Source organism: Mesorhizobium sp. AR10, from assembly GCF_024746795.1.
Classification (GTDB): domain Bacteria; phylum Pseudomonadota; class Alphaproteobacteria; order Rhizobiales; family Rhizobiaceae; genus Mesorhizobium.
Genome location: NZ_CP080524.1, coordinates 806,312 through 824,302 on the forward strand (window position 1 = coordinate 806,312; position 17,991 = coordinate 824,302).

17 protein-coding genes and 1 tRNA gene are annotated in these 17,991 nt (G+C 57.7%); 13 read left to right on the forward strand and 5 right to left on the reverse strand.

The features are described 5' to 3' along the window. Positions 1-127: 127 nt before the first annotated feature. On the reverse strand, positions 128-1,945 hold the full coding sequence (locus LHFGNBLO_RS07165) for a methyl-accepting chemotaxis protein (protein WP_258605481.1): 1,818 nt from the start codon (positions 1,943-1,945) through the stop codon (positions 128-130). A 422-nt stretch (positions 1,946-2,367) separates the two neighbouring features. Between LHFGNBLO_RS07165 and LHFGNBLO_RS07170 the strand changes: the two genes are divergently transcribed. From LHFGNBLO_RS07170 to LHFGNBLO_RS07200, 7 genes are all read left to right on the forward strand, one after another. Continuing rightward, the gene (locus tag LHFGNBLO_RS07170; protein WP_258609640.1) at positions 2,368-3,273 is read left to right on the forward strand and encodes a D-alanyl-D-alanine carboxypeptidase family protein; all 906 of its coding nucleotides are present in this window, start codon (positions 2,368-2,370) and stop codon (positions 3,271-3,273) included. Between the two features lie 368 nt (positions 3,274-3,641). Further along, positions 3,642-3,718, forward strand: a tRNA-Arg gene (locus LHFGNBLO_RS07175). Positions 3,719-3,791: 73 nt separating this feature from the next. Next, positions 3,792-3,983: a hypothetical protein gene (locus tag LHFGNBLO_RS07180; protein WP_258605483.1), complete on the forward strand. Its 192-nt coding sequence runs from the start codon at positions 3,792-3,794 to the stop codon at positions 3,981-3,983. A 298-nt stretch (positions 3,984-4,281) separates the two neighbouring features. After that, on the forward strand, positions 4,282-4,821 hold the full coding sequence (locus LHFGNBLO_RS07185; protein ID WP_258605484.1) for a hypothetical protein: 540 nt from the start codon (positions 4,282-4,284) through the stop codon (positions 4,819-4,821). Between the two features lie 109 nt (positions 4,822-4,930). Next, positions 4,931-5,884 (forward strand): hypothetical protein, encoded by a 954-nt coding sequence (locus LHFGNBLO_RS07190; RefSeq protein ID WP_258605485.1) that lies wholly within the window; start codon positions 4,931-4,933, stop codon positions 5,882-5,884. Between the two features lie 124 nt (positions 5,885-6,008). Beyond that, positions 6,009-7,634, forward strand: a complete 1,626-nt coding sequence (locus LHFGNBLO_RS07195; protein ID WP_258605487.1) for a DUF927 domain-containing protein — start codon at positions 6,009-6,011, stop codon at positions 7,632-7,634. Positions 7,635-7,769: 135 nt separating this feature from the next. Next, the gene (locus LHFGNBLO_RS07200) at positions 7,770-8,585 is read left to right on the forward strand and encodes a hypothetical protein (protein WP_258605488.1); all 816 of its coding nucleotides are present in this window, start codon (positions 7,770-7,772) and stop codon (positions 8,583-8,585) included. 47 nt (positions 8,586-8,632) lie between these two features. Here the strand turns inward: LHFGNBLO_RS07200 and LHFGNBLO_RS07205 are convergent, their stop codons facing one another. Together LHFGNBLO_RS07205 and LHFGNBLO_RS07210 are read right to left on the reverse strand one after the other, a co-directional pair. Next, the gene (locus LHFGNBLO_RS07205) at positions 8,633-9,277 is read right to left on the reverse strand and encodes a hypothetical protein (RefSeq protein WP_258605489.1); all 645 of its coding nucleotides are present in this window, start codon (positions 9,275-9,277) and stop codon (positions 8,633-8,635) included. Between the two features lie 18 nt (positions 9,278-9,295). After that, a complete protein-coding gene (locus tag LHFGNBLO_RS07210) occupies positions 9,296-10,432 on the reverse strand; it encodes a transcriptional regulator (protein WP_258605490.1) in 1,137 nt (378 codons plus the stop codon). A 364-nt stretch (positions 10,433-10,796) separates the two neighbouring features. On the opposite strand from LHFGNBLO_RS07210, the gene LHFGNBLO_RS07215 reads away from it, so the two are divergent. The 3 genes from LHFGNBLO_RS07215 to LHFGNBLO_RS07225 are packed head-to-tail and all read left to right on the forward strand — an operon-like array spanning position 10,797 to position 12,435. Continuing rightward, a complete protein-coding gene (locus LHFGNBLO_RS07215; protein WP_258605491.1) occupies positions 10,797-11,405 on the forward strand; it encodes a hypothetical protein in 609 nt (202 codons plus the stop codon). A gap of 56 nt (positions 11,406-11,461) precedes the next feature. Continuing rightward, positions 11,462-11,791, forward strand: a complete 330-nt coding sequence (locus tag LHFGNBLO_RS07220) for a DUF3768 domain-containing protein (RefSeq protein ID WP_258605492.1) — start codon at positions 11,462-11,464, stop codon at positions 11,789-11,791. Beyond that, entirely contained in the window at positions 11,791-12,435 is a 645-nt protein-coding gene (locus LHFGNBLO_RS07225; protein ID WP_258605494.1) for a hypothetical protein, read from the forward strand. Before LHFGNBLO_RS07220 ends, LHFGNBLO_RS07225 begins: the two co-directional genes overlap by 1 nt. A gap of 147 nt (positions 12,436-12,582) precedes the next feature. Here the strand turns inward: LHFGNBLO_RS07225 and LHFGNBLO_RS07230 are convergent, their stop codons facing one another. Beyond that, on the reverse strand, positions 12,583-15,471 hold the full coding sequence (locus LHFGNBLO_RS07230) for a peptidoglycan-binding domain-containing protein (protein WP_258605495.1): 2,889 nt from the start codon (positions 15,469-15,471) through the stop codon (positions 12,583-12,585). A gap of 250 nt (positions 15,472-15,721) precedes the next feature. Between LHFGNBLO_RS07230 and LHFGNBLO_RS07235 the strand changes: the two genes are divergently transcribed. The 3 genes from LHFGNBLO_RS07235 (at position 15,722) to LHFGNBLO_RS07245 (ending at position 16,906) form a co-directional block, all read left to right on the forward strand. Next, positions 15,722-16,177 carry a MucR family transcriptional regulator gene (locus LHFGNBLO_RS07235; RefSeq protein ID WP_258605497.1) on the forward strand — a complete coding sequence of 152 codons (456 nt, stop codon included), beginning with the start codon at positions 15,722-15,724 and terminating at the stop codon, positions 16,175-16,177. A 71-nt stretch (positions 16,178-16,248) separates the two neighbouring features. Next, the gene (locus LHFGNBLO_RS07240; RefSeq protein ID WP_258605498.1) at positions 16,249-16,605 is read left to right on the forward strand and encodes a hypothetical protein; all 357 of its coding nucleotides are present in this window, start codon (positions 16,249-16,251) and stop codon (positions 16,603-16,605) included. Between the two features lie 55 nt (positions 16,606-16,660). Further along, positions 16,661-16,906 (forward strand): DUF982 domain-containing protein, encoded by a 246-nt coding sequence (locus LHFGNBLO_RS07245; protein ID WP_258605499.1) that lies wholly within the window; start codon positions 16,661-16,663, stop codon positions 16,904-16,906. A gap of 136 nt (positions 16,907-17,042) precedes the next feature. Here the strand turns inward: LHFGNBLO_RS07245 and LHFGNBLO_RS07250 are convergent, their stop codons facing one another. Next, entirely contained in the window at positions 17,043-17,489 is a 447-nt protein-coding gene (locus LHFGNBLO_RS07250; protein WP_258605500.1) for a hypothetical protein, read from the reverse strand. Positions 17,490-17,991 lie beyond the last annotated feature (502 nt).

Below are 17,991 nucleotides of genomic sequence, written 5' to 3' on the forward strand. Positions count from 1 at the left end.
GCGTCCTTCTCCCCGTCACTTATACGGGGAGAAGTGCCCGGCAGGGCGATGAGGGGCAGCGCCAACTCCCGTAGCACGACCACATCAATTGAATTCATTGCCCGTCTTAGACGCGGCAGCCAGGGCCCTACTGCCGCTTGTATTCGCGCACCGGCGACTGAGTGCCGTCGGTGTAGGTGACCTGGACCGACATCGACTTCACGCTGTCGGCGACCTTGAAATAGGGCAGGTAGTCGTAGGGGATGGCGTAGGGGTCCTTCTTGTCGCAAGGCGGCATCTTGATCTCCTTGTCGAGCGCAGCACCATTCAGGCCGTAATGCACCTGCTTGATGGCGCAGCGGAACGACAGCATCTGCGAGAAATAGACGAGGCCATGATTGCCGCTGGCGTCGAAGGCGATCCACGATGTCCAGAACTGGTCGAGGACCTGCTTGGCGCCTTGCTGAAGCGCTGCCTCGGGATCGAAGCTGATGTTGAACGGGCCGGTTTCGCGTCCCCGGAGATCGAGATATTTGATCGCGATGGTGCCAGGCCCGGTGCTGTCGGGCAGTTCGAAGCTCGGATTGGGCATCGGCTTGCCGGTCTTCTGGTCGTTCAGCGCCAGGAAACCAGTGTCGGTGAACGGCCCGCTGTCGCCCATGCGCCAGGAGATGGCGGTGGCGGGTTCGGGAAGCGAGATGGTCATCGACCAACCCTGGTTCGACCGCATCGGCGTCAGCGTCGGCGCGAAACGCGTGGGATCGAGCACATCGCCAAGGGCCGCCAGCCGGCTGCGGCTGCGGTCCAGCCAATCGGCGAGCTGAGTCTGGTCGACGAAATATTTGAGCAGCCCGCCATCCTTTTCATAGGACATGAATTTGGTCAGCGCCGTCGCCTCGTTGCGCTTGTCGGACAGCGACTGCGAACCAAGGCGGTCTTCCGAAAATTCCTGCGACAACAGGAAATAGGCCGGCGGAAAATCGGGATGGGCCGCAATGAAGGCGTTGAGTTTTTCGAGGCGCTGGGTGTCGTCGAACTGCAGTGCGTGGACCAGCTTGATCGACAGCGCCTTGCCCTTGTCGGCCAGTGCCCCGAACACTTCGCGCGCACCCGCCTTGCCGTCCTGCACGCGAAGCAGCGTGGCAAAGCGCGTGTAGGGGTCGACGGCGTCGACATCGAAACCGGCGAACGCCAGATAGGAGCGCCGCGCGTTGAGCATGTCGCCCGACAGTTCGTAGACGCGGGCATTGTGGTAGAATTCATCCGGCCGCTTGGGCTCGGCGATCGTCCCGCCCTGCGCGGCGAGCGCGGCAAAACCCTTGGCGATGGTATCGATCGAGACGGCGATCTGCTCGGTGGTCGCCTGCAGCTTTTCGGCCTGGGCCGCCTGCTGCTGCTGGCCGGCGGCCAGCGTATCGGTGGTCTGCTTGACCGCTTCGACTGTCTTTTGCGTCTGCGCCCCTTGCTCGGTCTGCTGCTGCTGGGTCGAAGCGATCTCCTCGGTCGCCTTGGCCACCGTGTCGGTCGTCTGCTTGACCGCCTCGACCGTCTGCTGCGTCTGCGTGACCGTCTGTTCGATCTTGGCCACCTTGGCCGAGACGATGCCCATCGACTGCTGCAACTGAGCGATGGCCGGCACCAGGCCGGCGATCAACCCGTTCTGCGAATTGGTCTGCTGTTGCAGGCCATAGACGCCGCCGGCGACGGCCGCGGCACTGGTGGCGAAAATCAACGCCGGCAGCGCCTTGGTCGCCAGCACCAGCCTGAGCACGATGGCGATGGCGATGATGAGCGCCGCCACCGAAGCGGCCAGCGCGATATAGGCGGCGAAGGGCGCCAGCGGATTGAGGATGTCGGAGGCCGCACCGCCGACAAAGGCGATGCTGCCGGCCCATTTGCCGGTGCGGCTGAGCGATGCCCTGATCAGCGACGGCGCCTGCGCGCCGAGTTCCATTCCACTCGTCATAAAAAACCCCCAAGCCAAATGTCGCACCACTTTAACGGCAGCGCGACCCCGAAGGCAAAACAGAACAGGAAACGGGCGATTTCGGGGCGGGTGGGCAGACGGCCTACGGAAGAGACAAGACCCCCCCTCATCCGGCCGCTTCGCGTCCACCTTCTCCCCGAGGGGAGAAGAGACGAGCACCGGCGTCGGCGACCTCCTCTCCCCTCGGGGAGAGGTCGGATTGCCCCGAATTGCCCCCTTTGCAATTCGGTTGGCAATCCGGGTGAGGGGGTTCTGCCGTGAACGGGTGAAGGGGATACAGCATTAACCAAATGGACGAAGCAATCGGGTTAGGCTAGGTTTCGGCCCTCTCAGCAACAGCCTGCTTCGGAACCGCCTTGCTCCGCTTCCCTTCCCTCGTCCAGAGATTTGTCGTGGCGTTGATGCTGCTGCTGTTTGTTGCCGGCTGCACCACCGCGCCGCCCGACGTTGTGCTGGCGGTGCCGGCGGCGCCGCAGAAATATGCGGCCATCGTCATCGACGCCAGGACCGGCAAGCAGCTGTTCGAGGTCAATTCGACGGCGCAGCGCTATCCGGCCTCGCTGACCAAGATGATGACGCTCTATCTGCTGTTCGAGGCGCTGGAGTCGGGCCGCGTCGGCAAGGACACGCAGATCCCGGTTTCGGCCCACGCCGCCGGGCAGCCGCCGACCAAACTGCGTTTCAGGCGCGGCGAGACGATCGATGTCGATTCGGCGATCCGGGCGATCGTCGTCAAATCGGCCAATGACGTGGCGGTGGCCGTCGCCGAATATCTCGGCGGCTCAGAAGAGGCGTTTGCCGGCGCCATGACCGCCAAAGCGCGCCAGATCGGCATGAGCAGCACCGTGTTCCGCAACGCATCGGGCCTGCCGGACGCCGACCAGCACACGAGCGCGCGCGACATGGCGGTGCTGGGCATGGCGCTGCGCGCCCGCTTCCCGCAGCAATTCCACTATTTCTCCGAAAGCGACTTCATGTTCCGCGGCCGGCTGGTACGCGGCCACAACGACATGCTGGGCCGGGTGCGCGGCGTCGACGGCATCAAGACCGGCTATATCAGGGCGTCGGGCTTCAACATCGTCACCTCCTATGACGCCGACGGCCGCCGGCTGGTGGTGGTGGTGATGGGCGCCGACAGCGCGCGCCAGCGCAACGACCATGTCGAGGCGCTGATCCAGCGGAGCCTGTCGCCGACGATGGCGGACACGAAGACGCGGCTGATGTACGCGGGGCAGCCGCAGACCGCTTCGCCGCTCCCCGGTTTGCCGCCGCCTGGTATGCCGTTGCCTGGTTTGCCGGAACCATAGCCAGTGCCTGCGCGGCGCTGATCCATCGCGGCCTTGCGCCGCCGGCGGACCATCCCGCCCCGGCGGCAGGGTGAGTTCGATTGCCCGGTGCTATAGATTTGGTCATGGTGCTGATTTGCGCCACCACCCGCCGCCGAGGCGGGTTTTTCGTTTCTCGTAGGCTTGTACGCCCTCTCGTGCCCCTTCGAGAGCGGCAAGGCTCCTGATCATGGAACCTCCAGGGAATCAGAAATCCGAAAGCGCGTTAATCCGGGTTTGCAGTCCTGCCGCAGGCCACTTGCCCGTTGAAGCCCGCGCCGGCTTCCGCTAAGAAGCCGTGGCTGGCCGGTTTACCGGCTGGTTCGTTTTCCGGATCACAGGTCCTGAAAGCACCCGTAGCTCAGCTGGATAGAGCGCTGCCCTCCGAAGGCAGAGGTCACAGGTTCGAATCCTGTCGGGTGCGCCAACAAAATCAATGGGTTATAGCTTGCACCGCCGTTCGGCATCTTGCCTAGCAAGCACTTAGCAACCACCATTTCATGCTTGACCATTTTGCCGGTTTTGATGCACAGTTGAATTGGCGCTGCCATTGGCAGAGGGCGAAAATCCGCGACATACCCGAAAAAATCATTGGCGTGGCTCTAAGCCACAGCTCGAGTGACTCCTTTTCGGCCATGCGAAATTTCACCGATCAATCCGGTGAGGTTATGGAGTTGCGCGCGGCGTCTTAGTTCAAGCCCGTCCAAACAGCCTCCTAGCCTCCCGAGAGCAAGGAGCGCGGATGTCTACGTTTGAAGAAGAACAACCAAAAAGCGGGTACGGGCGCGACGTTTGCGCTCTTCTCACTCCCAAAGCCGCTGCCGATATTCTGACGATCAGCACCAAGACTCTAGCGAATTGGAGAGTCCAAGGTTCGGGTCCACAATTTGTGAAACTGGGATCGAGGGTCGCATATCCTGCCCCCGAATTCGCTCTCTTTATCAAGTCAAGAACCCGCTCGTCGACCTCTCAGAATCTGGGAGATTGATCATGTCCTCGTTTTTGGCCGAAAACGACAATGCTCCACTCGACCTACTCGACAAAGAACCCGAGGTGATCGATTTTTTGGTGCTGCGGCTCCGGGAGTCTCTGCCGGTAGTTTTTACCTTCCAGCAGACTCTTGACGACGTCAACGCAATGGTGACGAGCCTTCCGCTCGAAGAAAAATACAAGCCGCGATATGATGCCAATTTCATCCTTGCCTATGCCATGTGCTCCGAAGAGCCTGAAGTGGCTTGCTGCGGCAAAGGCTTGCTTGATTTTTATCAGCTCGTCCATCATGTGGCCGATCATCACGCGCTCACCGCAGCCAAGATTATTCATGTTGCCCTGCTGGCTTTGGGCGATGACCAGACGGTCTCCTTTGTCAGGATTTTCGATCCGCCGGGCGTTCCAACGGATGTCCTGTTGATCGCAAGCGAGCCTGCCTTCGACAAAAAATATAAGGTGCGTATTCGGATCATTACGAAGATCGACCCGGCGGGCTATCGGCCATCAAAAGGAAAGCGCGCCCGGGGAGCCAACAAGTGAGGCGCCGTTCCGTCAAAACAGGAGGCACCGTCTCCTATCGCGTCAGGGAACTGAAATCTTTTCTGAGAGCCCGTGTTCGCACGAGCACTACCGCCTGCGGGGGTGTGTGATGGCACCCCAAGCTCCTTGGCGCCCCCACCTTTCGAAGCGCATTTTTGATACCGAGTTTGAAATCCGCGATGCCTTGAAATCGATCATCACTGAGGCACAAGCAGCCGCTGAAGCTGCGGGCGTCCGCTACAAAGGCGATCCTTCGGCGGTGACATTCTCTGTCCGTGGCCTCGCGCAGCGGCAGTCTAACAACAAGTCGTTGGTTGAAGCGTCTGGGTTCGACGGCCTTGCCTTTGAACAGGCCGTCCATCGCGATTTCGACTCGCTTGATTGTGCTGCGCCGAGAAGCGCTGCATGCGTCTACGAGCAGTTCCGCGCTCGGTTGGCGGCGATTACCTCCATCGCTGACGTCATGGACGGCGACCCTGATCTACATTCGATCACCATTGCCGATCTAAACCACCGCGTTCCAGCGGGGCAGTTGCTCGGCTTCTCGCCTCGGCGGCCTGCGGCCATCCTTGGAACGATACACCGCAATCTAAAAAGTCGGGGCGTGACATCCAAAGGCATTGCGGTTGTTGAAGTGTCTGCTGTCGACATCCACGGTGCGATGGTCTTCGAACCTCACCTCCATGCCATCTTCGCTGGTCCGACCTTGGACGAACTAAACATCGCAATCCCTAAAGCCCCCCACATAAAATCCAAAGTCCTGCCTGTTTTCCATTTGCGGGGTCACCTTCTCTATATGACGAAATTCAAGCCCGAGTTTCGTTCTTCGTACGAAGCCGAAAACGGCAGGCCAAGTCGGCGGCGCAACAAGATGGCACCATCTGAACGCGCCGAATGGTTGTCATGGTTCGCCGACCACGGCATTCGGGAACTGGTGATCAGCCGTGGCCTGCGGCCGAAATTGATCGACACGTTCCTGACTGCCGATATGGGCGAGTTGCTTGACCAACTAGGCGTTCGACGGCCTCAACGGGTTCCTGGAAGCGTTCTACGGCCCAGTTGATGCTGCGAGCCTTAAAACTGCACGTCGACGAAATGGCCGAAAATACAAAAAAAATTATGACGGTAAAAAATTGGTGGGAAAGGTGGGAAACGATGAATTCCCACTTTCGAAAGGGAGAATAAATATGTCGAACTTGTCCGAAGGAGCACCCGTCCCGGCCAATGAGCCCCCCGGGATCTTGGACGCTGTTAAGAGTCAAAACGGGCAGACCCACTACAAATTCGGCACGGCCTCCAGCGCCGTATGGTTCTCAACGAGCGACCTCATCGAAAACGACAAAAACGTTTTCTCCAGACTGGCGGCTGCCGGGATGACGTATCTTACGACGAGCAAGCGCAATTCCGTTAAAAAAATTGTGGAAGAGCACCTGCATTTCCGAGATGGATTGATAGCGTCCCGACCCGGCTGGCTGACCGATAATATCTATGTCTTTGGAGACGGGTCGATTTGCCGAGCGGATGGGGCGGCAACTGAGATCATCGTCACGTTCGATACCAATGAACGCCACACTCCCGTTGGCACCCTTGCAGAATGGAAAGCCCAATTATCCGCGATAGGCGGCAAAGAACCCATAACGCTTTTCCTGCAGGCGTATGCGCTGTTAGGGCCGCTTCTGAGGTTCGCGCCGTCCCATGTTCTGAACCCCTACATTGAATTGATAGGTGAGCCGGAGTCCGGGAAAACGACATTCGCCATGCTTGCCGCGTCCGTCCATGCTGGTGATCCCTCAAGTGGGATCGGCGGCGGTGTAACTTGGAATTTGTCAGAGGCGTCGTTCGACCAACTCCGCAAGCCGTACAACGACTCAATGCTTTTTATCGACGAACAGAACGAAATGGATATCTCGCTGCAGATCAGTGGAAAAATGGCATTCAAGCAGGCTTCGAGCAGCGGAAGGCGCAAGTTCGACCACCCGCCAGCGGAAAGCCTCCGCATGGCACTTCTAAGCACGGGCAATGTTTCGACCCGTGACGGAATGAAGGGGCCGGACGGCGTTGCTCGCGCCGTGGCTAGTCGTACCTGTGAAGTATCCTTTCAGGGGCCGCTTATGCGTGAGGTTCCAGCGGGCTACCCTGACACTATGTCTGCCACCAACCACATTCGGGTAATCTGCAATCAACAGTATGGGACGGCTGGCCGCGCGTTCATTCAGGAGGTTGCAACTGCTGTCGCCCAAGATCCGGTCAGATTTCGCTCGCGCATTGTGAGTCTCATGACGGCCTTCAGGGCCAAGATCGGAAACGGAGCGCTGCCAAGTCGCATAGTGGATACATTCTCGATAACGTATGCGGCTGGTTTCATGGCGAAAAAATGGGGCATCTTACCGGACAACGACGCATCGGTCATGAATTCCTGCATATACGCGCTTCAACTTGTTCCTAAAGTCGGGAGTCCTCAAGCTGTCGTTCAGAACTCAGCGACCGAGGTCATAAAAGAGGTTTTGAGGGCAAAAGGACGATCCGTGTTCGATCTCGGCTCAAGTGCAGCTCCAAAGCATCGTGTGCCTTTTGAGACCGATTTTGGATACAGATGGACGTCCCAACATGGCGAAACATTCTACTACATCGAGACCAGCAAACTTCGTGAAATCAGCACAGACCTCTCCCGCGTACTGAAGGACTTGCGAGCGCAAGGTGCCTTAATCACAGAAAAAGGTAGGAACCCGAAGCTTTCTATAAAAGCGCCGCGTTACATCCCAGTCTCTGGAAGGCGCGTTTACTGCCTTAAGATTGGCGATCCTCTGCTCTAGATCGCCCTTCGCCGCTCACGGAGAACGTGCTGGGCTAGCGGCTTTTCTGGAAACCTCGCATAGCTGGTCGTGGCGACGAGGATATCGTGTTTGACGCATGCGTACCTGATATCCACCACACCGAGGCTGTGCCACATGAAGATATCTCCCGACCAGCGTGACGCTTGGCTCAAGAACACCGCCGATAGTCCGTTTAACCTTTGGCTTGAACCGCAGGTTAAAGAGTCGGACGGTCAGCTCGACCTTGCCCGCTTGTACGATGTGGCTAAGCGCTATGGGATCGACCGGCAGGCTCGATATTCGCACCTCAACCCCGGTCAACAACGGATGATCATCGGCAACATGTTGCGGCGGGTTGTGCCTGCCGAAGAGTACGAAATGGGCGTGGCAGTTCCGCAGGTAGCCGTCCCTCTGGTCGGTGTGATTCAGATTGTTCAGCAGGCAGCCGTGCCGCTTCGGCCGGAAATAATTAGAACGGCAGGCGTCACTGAACTGCTGATCCTGCATAGCCAGATCATGGATGAGCTACGTGATCGTGAGATCGTGCGCACCGGCAATGCTCCTCTCGGGGACTATGCCGAGCTTCTTTTTGCAACGGCTTTTGGATGGTCGCTGCAAAGCAATTCTTCTAGCGGCCACGATGCGACGGATGCCGCGGGACTGCGATACCAGATCAAAAGCCGTCGCATCACGCCCAGGAATGCGTCCCGTCAGCTCAGCGCGATCCGGCGCCTTCCTGACAACACCTTTGATTTCCTGGCTGCCGTCCTGTTCGATGAAAGCTACCGGGTCACCAAGGCCATCGTGATCCCGCATGAGGTCGTGGTGCGCCGTGCCAAGCGCGTCGAACATACAAACAGTTGGCGATTTATGTTGGACGATAGGGTTTGGGCCGAGGAAGGTGCGCGGGACGTCACAGCCGCCCTGACGTCTGCAGCCAACACGATTTGACCGGCAGTTGGCTATCGCCGCCAAAGACGGCTGCTGTAATCGATCGGTCAGCTTATGCCGCTGTAGCCAGTCATCTGTCCGGCTGCGTCCAGATCGATAAATGCGCGTTTTCCGCGTCGCCCAACCGCCATGAAAACCAGACGATCCTTATGATGTTCGAGCAGTCGTAGGGCCTGCCCGGATGGATCGTAGTGAGTTATATCCTCACCGCCGGTTTCCTTAAATCCGATGTTGTCCAAGAACTGCTGGTTTGCCTTGGAGACCGCAAAGGTCCGCAGGCGGCTAGGCCGCTGCACTGCTCCCCACATCATGCCTATCGCGGCAAAGGCTCCTGTGATGGCGGCACAGACCAGTGCGGTTGCATGGAGCCCCGCGTTTGGAAGGGTTTCATCGTAGGTCAGGTATCCAAGCAAGCAAAAGGCGAGTCCGAACCCCACGAGGATCAGGCAAACGCTGCCAACAAAGGTTATAAGCAGGCCAGCAATAGGTCCTCGATCATGCCCCCTTACCAGTCCCCGTCCACCAACAACTGGAAGCGCAACAGCCCCAAACAAAGCTATGGCGACGATAATGACACCTTGGCTCCGCTTGGTCGTTTTCCAAAGGTCTCTGCCAATTGAGAGGCCGTAGCCTGCAACGGCTGCGCTGCCGACGCCTGCTGCCACGAGCGCTAATGTAGACCGCTTCGCCACTCTCAACCCCTCCCGACCTTAGCGTAGCCTTCGCAAGTTGCGGACAAACGCAAACACTGACCAGATCGCACCAAGCACCCACACAACAGCGTAGATCACAGCGCCGATGATTGCATAGACCAGCTTGCCTAAGTAGATGGAGCTCTTGCCAAGCAGGCGGATTATAGGTGACGAGCGCTTTCCTGCCTTCTTAGCCAACATTCCGTAACGGGATAGATCGGTCGGATCGTCCGATTTCGAGAGCGCCTGGAAAGCAGCTCTCAGGCCACCGCCGTAAGCTACAGTCGAGACTCCACCTGTAAATTTCACCACCTCTTCCAACTCTTCTGGTCGGAGAACCCCATCGAATTTTTTCCGAATAGCGTTGGAATCGATGCGGCCGATTTCACTGGCCGCAGCCCTTAGCCTTGAGAAATCCAGGTCCTCAATCTCCCTGACAGAGATCTTGTCTCGTAGGCGCAAGATCGAAGCGATGCTTGGCATTTTGAAAAGGGGCTCGGACGCCGAAAGCGGTTTTTTCAAAGCTTTCAGGTCCACCAAATTGCTAAATGCTTTTTTGAGGAAGCGGGCCATCGGTGCGGTTAGTTTTTTCGCCTTGTTGGCATTTTTTACGACAGAGGCGCCAACGTCTAGAGTGCCAGTCCCCGGCAGCACTGTCAGAATGCCAACGACCGACGCTCCTAGCGTGATCGCGTCATAGTCTTCACCACTGGCCGCCTTTGTGCCTTCTACAGTTGCGTCCCTGATGTCGCCAAAGCCGAAGTAGTCCGCGAGGATTGCGCCGGGAAAGCTGCCGAAAGTCTCGACGTTGCCTGACAAGAAGCCGGAGACAAGATCATTCGCGTTCCGCCACCCGGCTCGAAGTAGTCCCTCCTTAGTTCGCGCGACCAGCTCGGGATCGAAGGTGTGGCCTTGCTCCTCCCCGATCTCCACTAGTTTGGATGCGTCGGAAAAATCCTTTTCAGCAATTGCCTCCTCAATCTTCGCTGCGATGTCATCGGTTGAGAGCCAACGAAGCCTGAATTCTGCAATTGAAATTGGATCGTAGTAATTGAATGCAAGCTTGGCGGCTCCAAACATTGGTGAGGAAAAGAAGGCGATAGCGGTCGCAATCAAACTACAGAGCGCAATCGCTCTTCGAACGCCAGCTGCCATGAATTCCCCCGCTCTTTCCCCAAGCCACTATGCAACAATGGCGGCCGAAAAGCATTGCTTACATCACCCCAGTCGCATGGCAATCTCTTGTCGCTCTAGCGTTGGCGGCGCGGATCATAGCTATGACAAAACGACCCCGTTTAGCGGAAAACCTTGACAAGAGGCATTTATTCCTATATAATGCGGTTGTTCAGATGGGCGATTTTCGCCGCTGAACCGAGCAAAGGCGGGCAATGACTGTTTTGACGATAAGGCTGTGAGCCCGGCTTGTGCCGCCAACGACTTCGCGCCGACGCCACCGATTATCATCTGAAAAACTCAACCAAAAAGGGGCCAATCGGCTCCTTTTCTTTTGGAGGCCTAAATGACCAATGCCACAGTTTCCGCCGCTTCGTCGGCCGCCTTGCCTGCCTTGATCGTCCTAGGGCTCGATGATGGCGGCAAGGCCCATGCCTCCTGGTTCGCTGAAGCCGAAACTGATCTGGCCGAGAAGGCCGCGGGCATGATGGGGATGGCGGCACTTCGAGCTTCAACCGATGAGCTGCGCGATCTGGCTGGGAAGCTGCGTCAGGGCCGCGTGTTTGCCAGCGGCAAGGCATTCGTGCCGTTCGTTAAGGTGCCATTGTTCGACAAGATCGCCACCCACCTACCCAAATCGTACAGGTGGCCTGTCAGAGCTGCCAAGCCCGCAGCCGAAAAACCCAAGCCCGGCAAAAAGGCATCTGCCGTCGGTGCAAACCAATCAGGCGACGTGAACGAAGGCCTGACCATTCCAGAAGGCTGGGACCAGATCATCTTCGGCAGTTTGGTGCTGGCTTGCGAGGATGCGAACGATGGCTGGTTCCCCGCCCATGTCATCCAGGTTAGCGCCGATGGGCTGTTCACCCTCAAGTGGCGCGACTTCTCCGACTGGCCGGTGATCGTTCGGCGCACCCATCACCTCGCCCTGTTGCACCCCCGACATGCCGAATGAGGGCGGGTGGTTCTGTTCGTAACTGCTTGCCTGATCATCAACAGCCGGGATGTACGATGACCGACAAAACACCAGAAATTCGACGCCTTAATGATGCCTTCCGCCGCAGCTTCATTGGCGGCCATGTCGTCCTTACCAGCGGCGTAGCTGCCCTTGCCGATACCGAACGCCGGGCGCTGTTGCGCTCGGTTCGGGCCTTCGAAGCCTTTAACAGCGGCAACGATCCTCATGCAGAACACGATTTCGGCGCCATCGACCTAGAGGGCTCGAAGTTCTTCTGGAAGATCGACTACTACGACGCAGAGATGCGAGGCGGGTCGCCCGACCCAACCAACGCGGAATTGACGCGTCGGGCGCTGACGATCATGCGCGCGGAGGAATATTGATGGTCGGCTCAAACGGAGGGGCGACCTTCACCCGCCGAGCGGTTGTCCAGGCCCTGCCAGCGGCGGTATTGTTGCCGCTGGCCTCCTGCGGCGCCGAGGGGGCCGAACCCGGCATCGGCAACTTGGTCTTACCTGCTGAGCTGCTGGCTGGCCGCATCGCTCGGCTCGCGCGCGAATTGTCCGACGCCTTGAATCAAGTTGACGGCTGCAAATGGTTCGCCACGGTCTATCCCTCAAACTACGTCGAGGATCCGGTCAGGTGCGCCGACATCGCCGAGACCATGGAGGCCGCGGAAACTGTGTCTCCCGATTTGGTTCACGCCATCGTGTCGCACTGTGCGGCGTATGCAGCGGTTGCCCGTGCCGCTCGGCAGACCGACGTAGTCGCGCTTGGCGACGAGGCCAGTCTAGTCGACTGCCGACGATTGGAAGAGGCGAGCAAATCCGAGCGCGACTTGTTCATGGCGCTGTGCCGCTTTCCAGCCCGCAACGACCCCGAACGTCGTGACAAGGCGTCGTACCTGCTGGGATTCTGTGATGGAGACGAACTCGAAACCGAGCATGTGATCGCGCTGCTTGAGTCGATGACAGTCAGCACCTGCAAAAGCCAAGTTTTCGAAAAACCGCCCCAGCTCAGCGCCTAAATAGGTGTTTTTCAGGCCGTGCAGGGGCCGCCAGCGCGCGAAACCGCGCTGCGGGGTCGACGGGGCCCCCGCCTAGCTGACGCGCGGGCCACGCCAAGCCTAGCCGCAGCCACCGAAATATCATTCAATTTAAGCCTTTGGCAGGCCTTAGTTGACCACCCATAAGCTCTTGAGCTCATGGCCAACCGCCCAATCGGACGAAGCGTCTTTCTCACATCTCGCCTCATATGGATCGCGCACCATCTTAAATTCGTTGTCGATCACGGCTCCGAAAACGAAACATTCGTCTTTGTATTCTCCACGTTCCGCACTCGCCATTTTAACGACCGTCTTGATGATGATCGCCTCGAGGTTTCGGCTCTTCCAGTTCACGGTCCCGTAGTTGTCGACTGACGAGGCAACGTCAGTTGCCTTCCATGCATCCTGGCCGAGTAGTTGGTTCCAACTTGTGAACTCGGGGAACAGAGCGGCGATGTTTACCTCGGATGGCGATTGAGTTTTGGCCGCCCCATTAAGGATGGCTGTTTTCAAGCCGTCAGAGAACATGTTCAAAAGGGCAACGGCTGCTGGACCATTCTTTTGACGAAGAGCTGCTTCTTGCACTGACTTCGTCTTTTGCGCTTCCTGGACACGTTGGGCGGCAACGCGTTTTGCCTCTTCGGCTGCAACGCGCGCGGCTTGTTCAGACTTGACTTGGTCCTGCCGCGTAAGCTCGAACTTCGCTTGAGCCGCAGTGACGTCACTCTGTTCAAACCAGATCGGGGCATATGCAAAATTGACGCTGTCCCGCGTCAAGGCTTCGGTTACGGCTTTGAGGGTCGTGCTTGAGCCATAGAGGATCCGGCATTTATCCCGGCGTACATCCTGGTAGGCAGTATCGACGTTCGATATTTGTGGATCAGCCTTCCGGATGGATGCAAAATCGGCCAGCTTGTCGATGGTAGCCATATGAACTTGCGGCTCTCCGTCGATCACGCCGCAGATCCTGGTGGACTTGCTGTCCAACAGAATTCCGCCATACCCCAGCCGAGACCCCTTCTCGACATCAGCTGCAATCTGGGCGGCGAGGGCCTTATCTTGGTCCATTCGCCGCTTAAGATCGGCGAAATGTATTTCCTCGAAGGGGCGCAGGGTCTTTGCCTCGATGGCCTCCAGGTACGCAACCGCGAAGCTCGGTTTGGCTTCAACGAATTTCTTCCGCTGAATAAACAAGAGATCGGCTTGTCTGATATCCGCTTGGCCGCACTCCCGGCTAACGTGGATAGCTTTCCCGCCTAGCGGGTCCAAAGCAACTTGGAGAACCTTTTCGAGCGCTGGGGTGCTGTCCACACCAAAGAGACAAATCCAGGCCTCGTTCTTGGTGAATGAAAATTCGCCTGAGAGGGTTTTCAAAAGCGATGGGGCTGCCGGACCTGCGTTGTAAAGGACAACGACATCATCAAGTGCGCCTCTGAGCAGAACTTTGTTCAATTCAGTAACGGTGAAGGCAGGATTGTTGTCTGCCTGCGGTTCGCCCTTATCTTCCCCCTGCGATCGGGCTTTTAAGGTCGCCAACTCACTGGTGAGACCTTGGTTCACGATGAGCGCCCGAACGCTGTCTCGCGATTCAGTAAGGGCTTCCAAATCCGACGACGAGGTCAAGCCGTCAAGCGCCTTAACTTCACTGACAACCAACGGCAGCTTGCTGGAAGTGAGATGAGCTGCCATCCATGTCTTGAGGGCCTGCTGGTCGCCTTGAAGCTCGGCCAAGATAAGCGCTTTTTGCTTTTCGATGTCCTGGGACCGTTCCTTGTCCCTAGATGCGGAAAATTCGGCAAAACCTGGAACTGCCATCAGCAGATTAGTTAGGCGAAGCGTTGAGTCGTTTAGCGCGTCGGCCGAATTTGTTTGAACTTGAGCGTTGAGAGCGGCCGCCTTGTCAGCGATCTCGACCACATTGGTCGTCTGCGGATTCAGCTTTAGAAACGTTTCTGCGTCTGACAGCAGGATCGTTGCAGCTGTTTTTGACGCTTTCAGCCTTCGAGCCTCGAACTTGTCAAACGAGGCCTTGTCAGCGAAGCCCTTTTGGCTTGCGTTCCTAAATTCCACGGGGTCTGTGAACCCGGAGGCGCGAAATGCCACGAGTTCACTTTTGGATTGAATTCCAAATTGTTGCGCCGCACGAAAATCGTCGGCGGACGTGAAGCCAGTAGCCTGCGCCCTTTGATATTCATCGCGGCTTCTGAAACCTCCCAATACAGCAGCATCAAATTCCCTTTGGGTGCTGAAACCCAAGCTCTTAGCCTGCAAAAACATGCTGGCCGAAGGAAATCCACCAGCCATTGCGTCTCGGTACGAGGCGGCATCGGTGAAGCCAAGTGACTGTGCGAGGTTCCGTTCTTGGTCGTTCCTAAAGCCATCACCTGCGCCTCGTTCGATCTCAGCGAGGCTGTATTCTGTGAGCAGATCGCCTGCAGGAATTCCAAAGCCTGCCGTGTAAGTCTTGAAGGACGTGACAGTCGACGGGCCGATCAAACCGTCAATTGGACCGTTATAGAACGAGAGCCGCGTCATCGCAGCCTGGAGGCGTTGGACCACTTTGAGATATGCCGGTTGCACCATGAAATCGAAAGATTCGCCTCTCTGAAATGACAGCCAAGCAACACGATCTAGGCTCTCCCCGCGGGACAAAAATGCGTCCTGCGGGATTATGTGCAACTCCTTTAGCGTCTTCAGGTTGGGTTTGGCCTTATCGATTTTCAACGTGCCCGCGATGATGGCAAAGTGGCCGTTGCGGCTTTGCGCTACGACCGTAGGCCCCAGAGTCGGAGCAAACGATTGCGCTAAGGCGATAGCTTCGTCCTCGGTAGGTCGACTTGATACAACCAACCAAAGCGCGTCTGATTGCGGCGTACGCAGCGAGGCCGGAAGAACACCTGCGCGGGTATGATAGTCCGTAAAAATCCAAACTGGAAAAGTATTGGAGGGATTTGCCGCGGCCTCTAAACAAGAAGCTGACAAAAGGGCTACAACGAAGCCCATCGAAATCATACGCATTTATTTTCCGCCTACCCAAACCCGAAATCTATAATGGGCTGCGGGGCCAGCTTGCGCAAGCATGTCTGTGAGGATCTTTGCAGTATGTCGAAGGACGGTAAATGACAAGAGTGCCGCCGCCAGTTCCGCCGCTCCGGTGATAACGGCCACGGTAGGTGCATTACGTACAACGCTCAGTCCTGCGACGAGCAATAGCGTTTTACGAACTTGCCCGATAGGAACGTCGGAGTTCAATTTGGAAAACTCGCAAATGCAGAATGATGCAGAAACAATGACTGCCGACCTGTTGGGCCTGACCGCAGACATTGTCGCCGCCTATGTTCAGAACAACGCGACGCCGGTGGCCGGTCTCCCGGATTTGATCGCCAGCGTCAATTCTGCTCTGTCAGGCTTAGTCGAGCCGGTTGCCCCGCCGCCAGCAGCGCTCACTCCAGCGGTCAATCCGAAGAAGTCGGTGTTTCCCGACTACATCGTGAGTCTGGAAGACGGGCGCAAGTTCAAGTCTATGAAGCGCCACCTTGGTTTGCTGGGCATGACACCCGATGAGTACAGAGCCAAGTGGGGTCTCGCGAGGGATTATCCTATGGTGGCGCCGAGCTACGCGGCTCAACGGTCCGTCCTTGCGAAATCCATTGGCCTCGGCCGCAAGGCGACCACGAAGTCCGCGCCGAAGAAAGCGCCAGCTAAGCGGAAAACTAAGGCCTAGGCATCCGTCGCTATCTGCAACTTCTAGACTTCCGCTCCTAACGGACGCATTCTCCTTCCTGGGAGAGGGCGATGGGCAAAGCAGTTCATCCCAAATGGACAGGACGGCGAAGGCCATGGTGGCGCTCGCTTCTCGCCGCTCGCCTTATGCTGGTTCTAGCACTGCTTGGGATTACCTCCGTCGCCAATGTTGCGACCGGCGATCAGCGCCAGCGGGTCCATTCCTCCGGAGGTTCATCGAGCAAGGTGGTCTTTCGCAAGGCAGGCTGCGACATCAAGGGGAACATTAACGAGCGCGGCGAGCATATCTATCACATGCCCGGCCAAGAGTATTATCTGGCCACGCGCGTGAATCCCGTGCGAGGCGAGCGCTGGTTCTGCTCGCAATGGGAAGCATGGTGGGCCGGTTGGCGGAAGGCCAAGGTGTGACCGTGGCGACCGCCTTGGACCCGTTCATTGCCCTTAATAGCCGCGAATAGCCCTCATGGCTCTTCACTGGTTCAACCCTCCGGTCTACGTAAGGACCGACCGTCCCGGGCTCAGCTATGGGGTCAGCCATGTCGAGGGCGCGGCCGAGCAGCTCCTGAAATGGACCAAGAAGGGACCTAAGTGGGACTATGCGGTGCGCGTCTGCATGGCTGCTCTGGCCGACGAGATGCCAACTCAAGAAGCCCGTAAGGCATTCGAGGCGGCCGCCAAGGAGGAGAAGATGTTCCTCCCTTCTGAATAGGGGGGTGAACCGGCGATCCGTCACTCCATGTCGGGCACATCGCCGCCAACAAAGAACGTCGTCGGCTCGCCGTATTCGCCAAGCGCCGGGTTTCCAAGCGCTTGGCCCGCCGGGGCCTGCGGCCCGCAGCATGGCTTCAACCGGGCAGGTAGAGGTTCATGGATGCCGCCAACTCGGCGCTTGGAATTCTGCCGTCCTGAATGAATTGCAGCGCGTCATCAATTACCGCACCCGCCAAATAGAACGCGTTGTCCCCGGCTTCTTCATCGCGCATCGTGGATGCCAGTATGTGCATAGCCACGATACCCATCGCCATTTCCTTTGTCTTGTCGCCCGCGCGATCCGACAGATTGATGAGTTCCGCAGACAGCCGCTCCTTGTCCGCGTCGGTCTTGCAGTCAGCCAAATGTTCTTCGGCGATATTCACAATGTTTCCAACGGCAGCCGCAAAGGATGCCCACCATTGCGAACTTGCCGCGTCGCCTTCTGTGAACATAGCTATGGCGCTGCAACCACCCATCGTAAGTTGCAAGACGCCTTCGGCCTCTTTTCTCCGTCGCGCCTTCTTTCCAAATCCAAACATTGTTCTGTTGTCCGTCTATGCTGCCTGTTTTATTTTCTGTTGTTGCTTGCTTGTGCGAAGTCATGTCGGGTCACACCGCGAACCAAACATTGGTCATGGTGCACAATTCCACAAGGTTGCGCAGGGAGGGTCTTGAATTGTCCGGGGTGTCGCCTAAACGGGGCACCGGATCAAATCAGGCAACACAACTGCTCGGTTTGATCAAGAGCCGGGCGGGGGCTGCAACCTCTACCCGGCTTGCTCCCTGTGGCATGTTCTATTGCGGCCTGCAATAGTAACGATACTGGCCGTCGGCTACGCGCCTTTTGGGTTGGCGAACGCGAGATTCTGATCTCTGTCGGGCTCCTAAGCGCCTGGAACGCTGAGGGGCGGTGCGAGATCGAACGCGCCTTGATGCAATGGATCAAGCTCAGCACACGCTATGAATGAGCGTCTCGAAAGGGCGGAGGCGCGACCTCAGTCTTACGTTCTGGGAGATCAGGAAGTGGCGCAACCTGCTCGT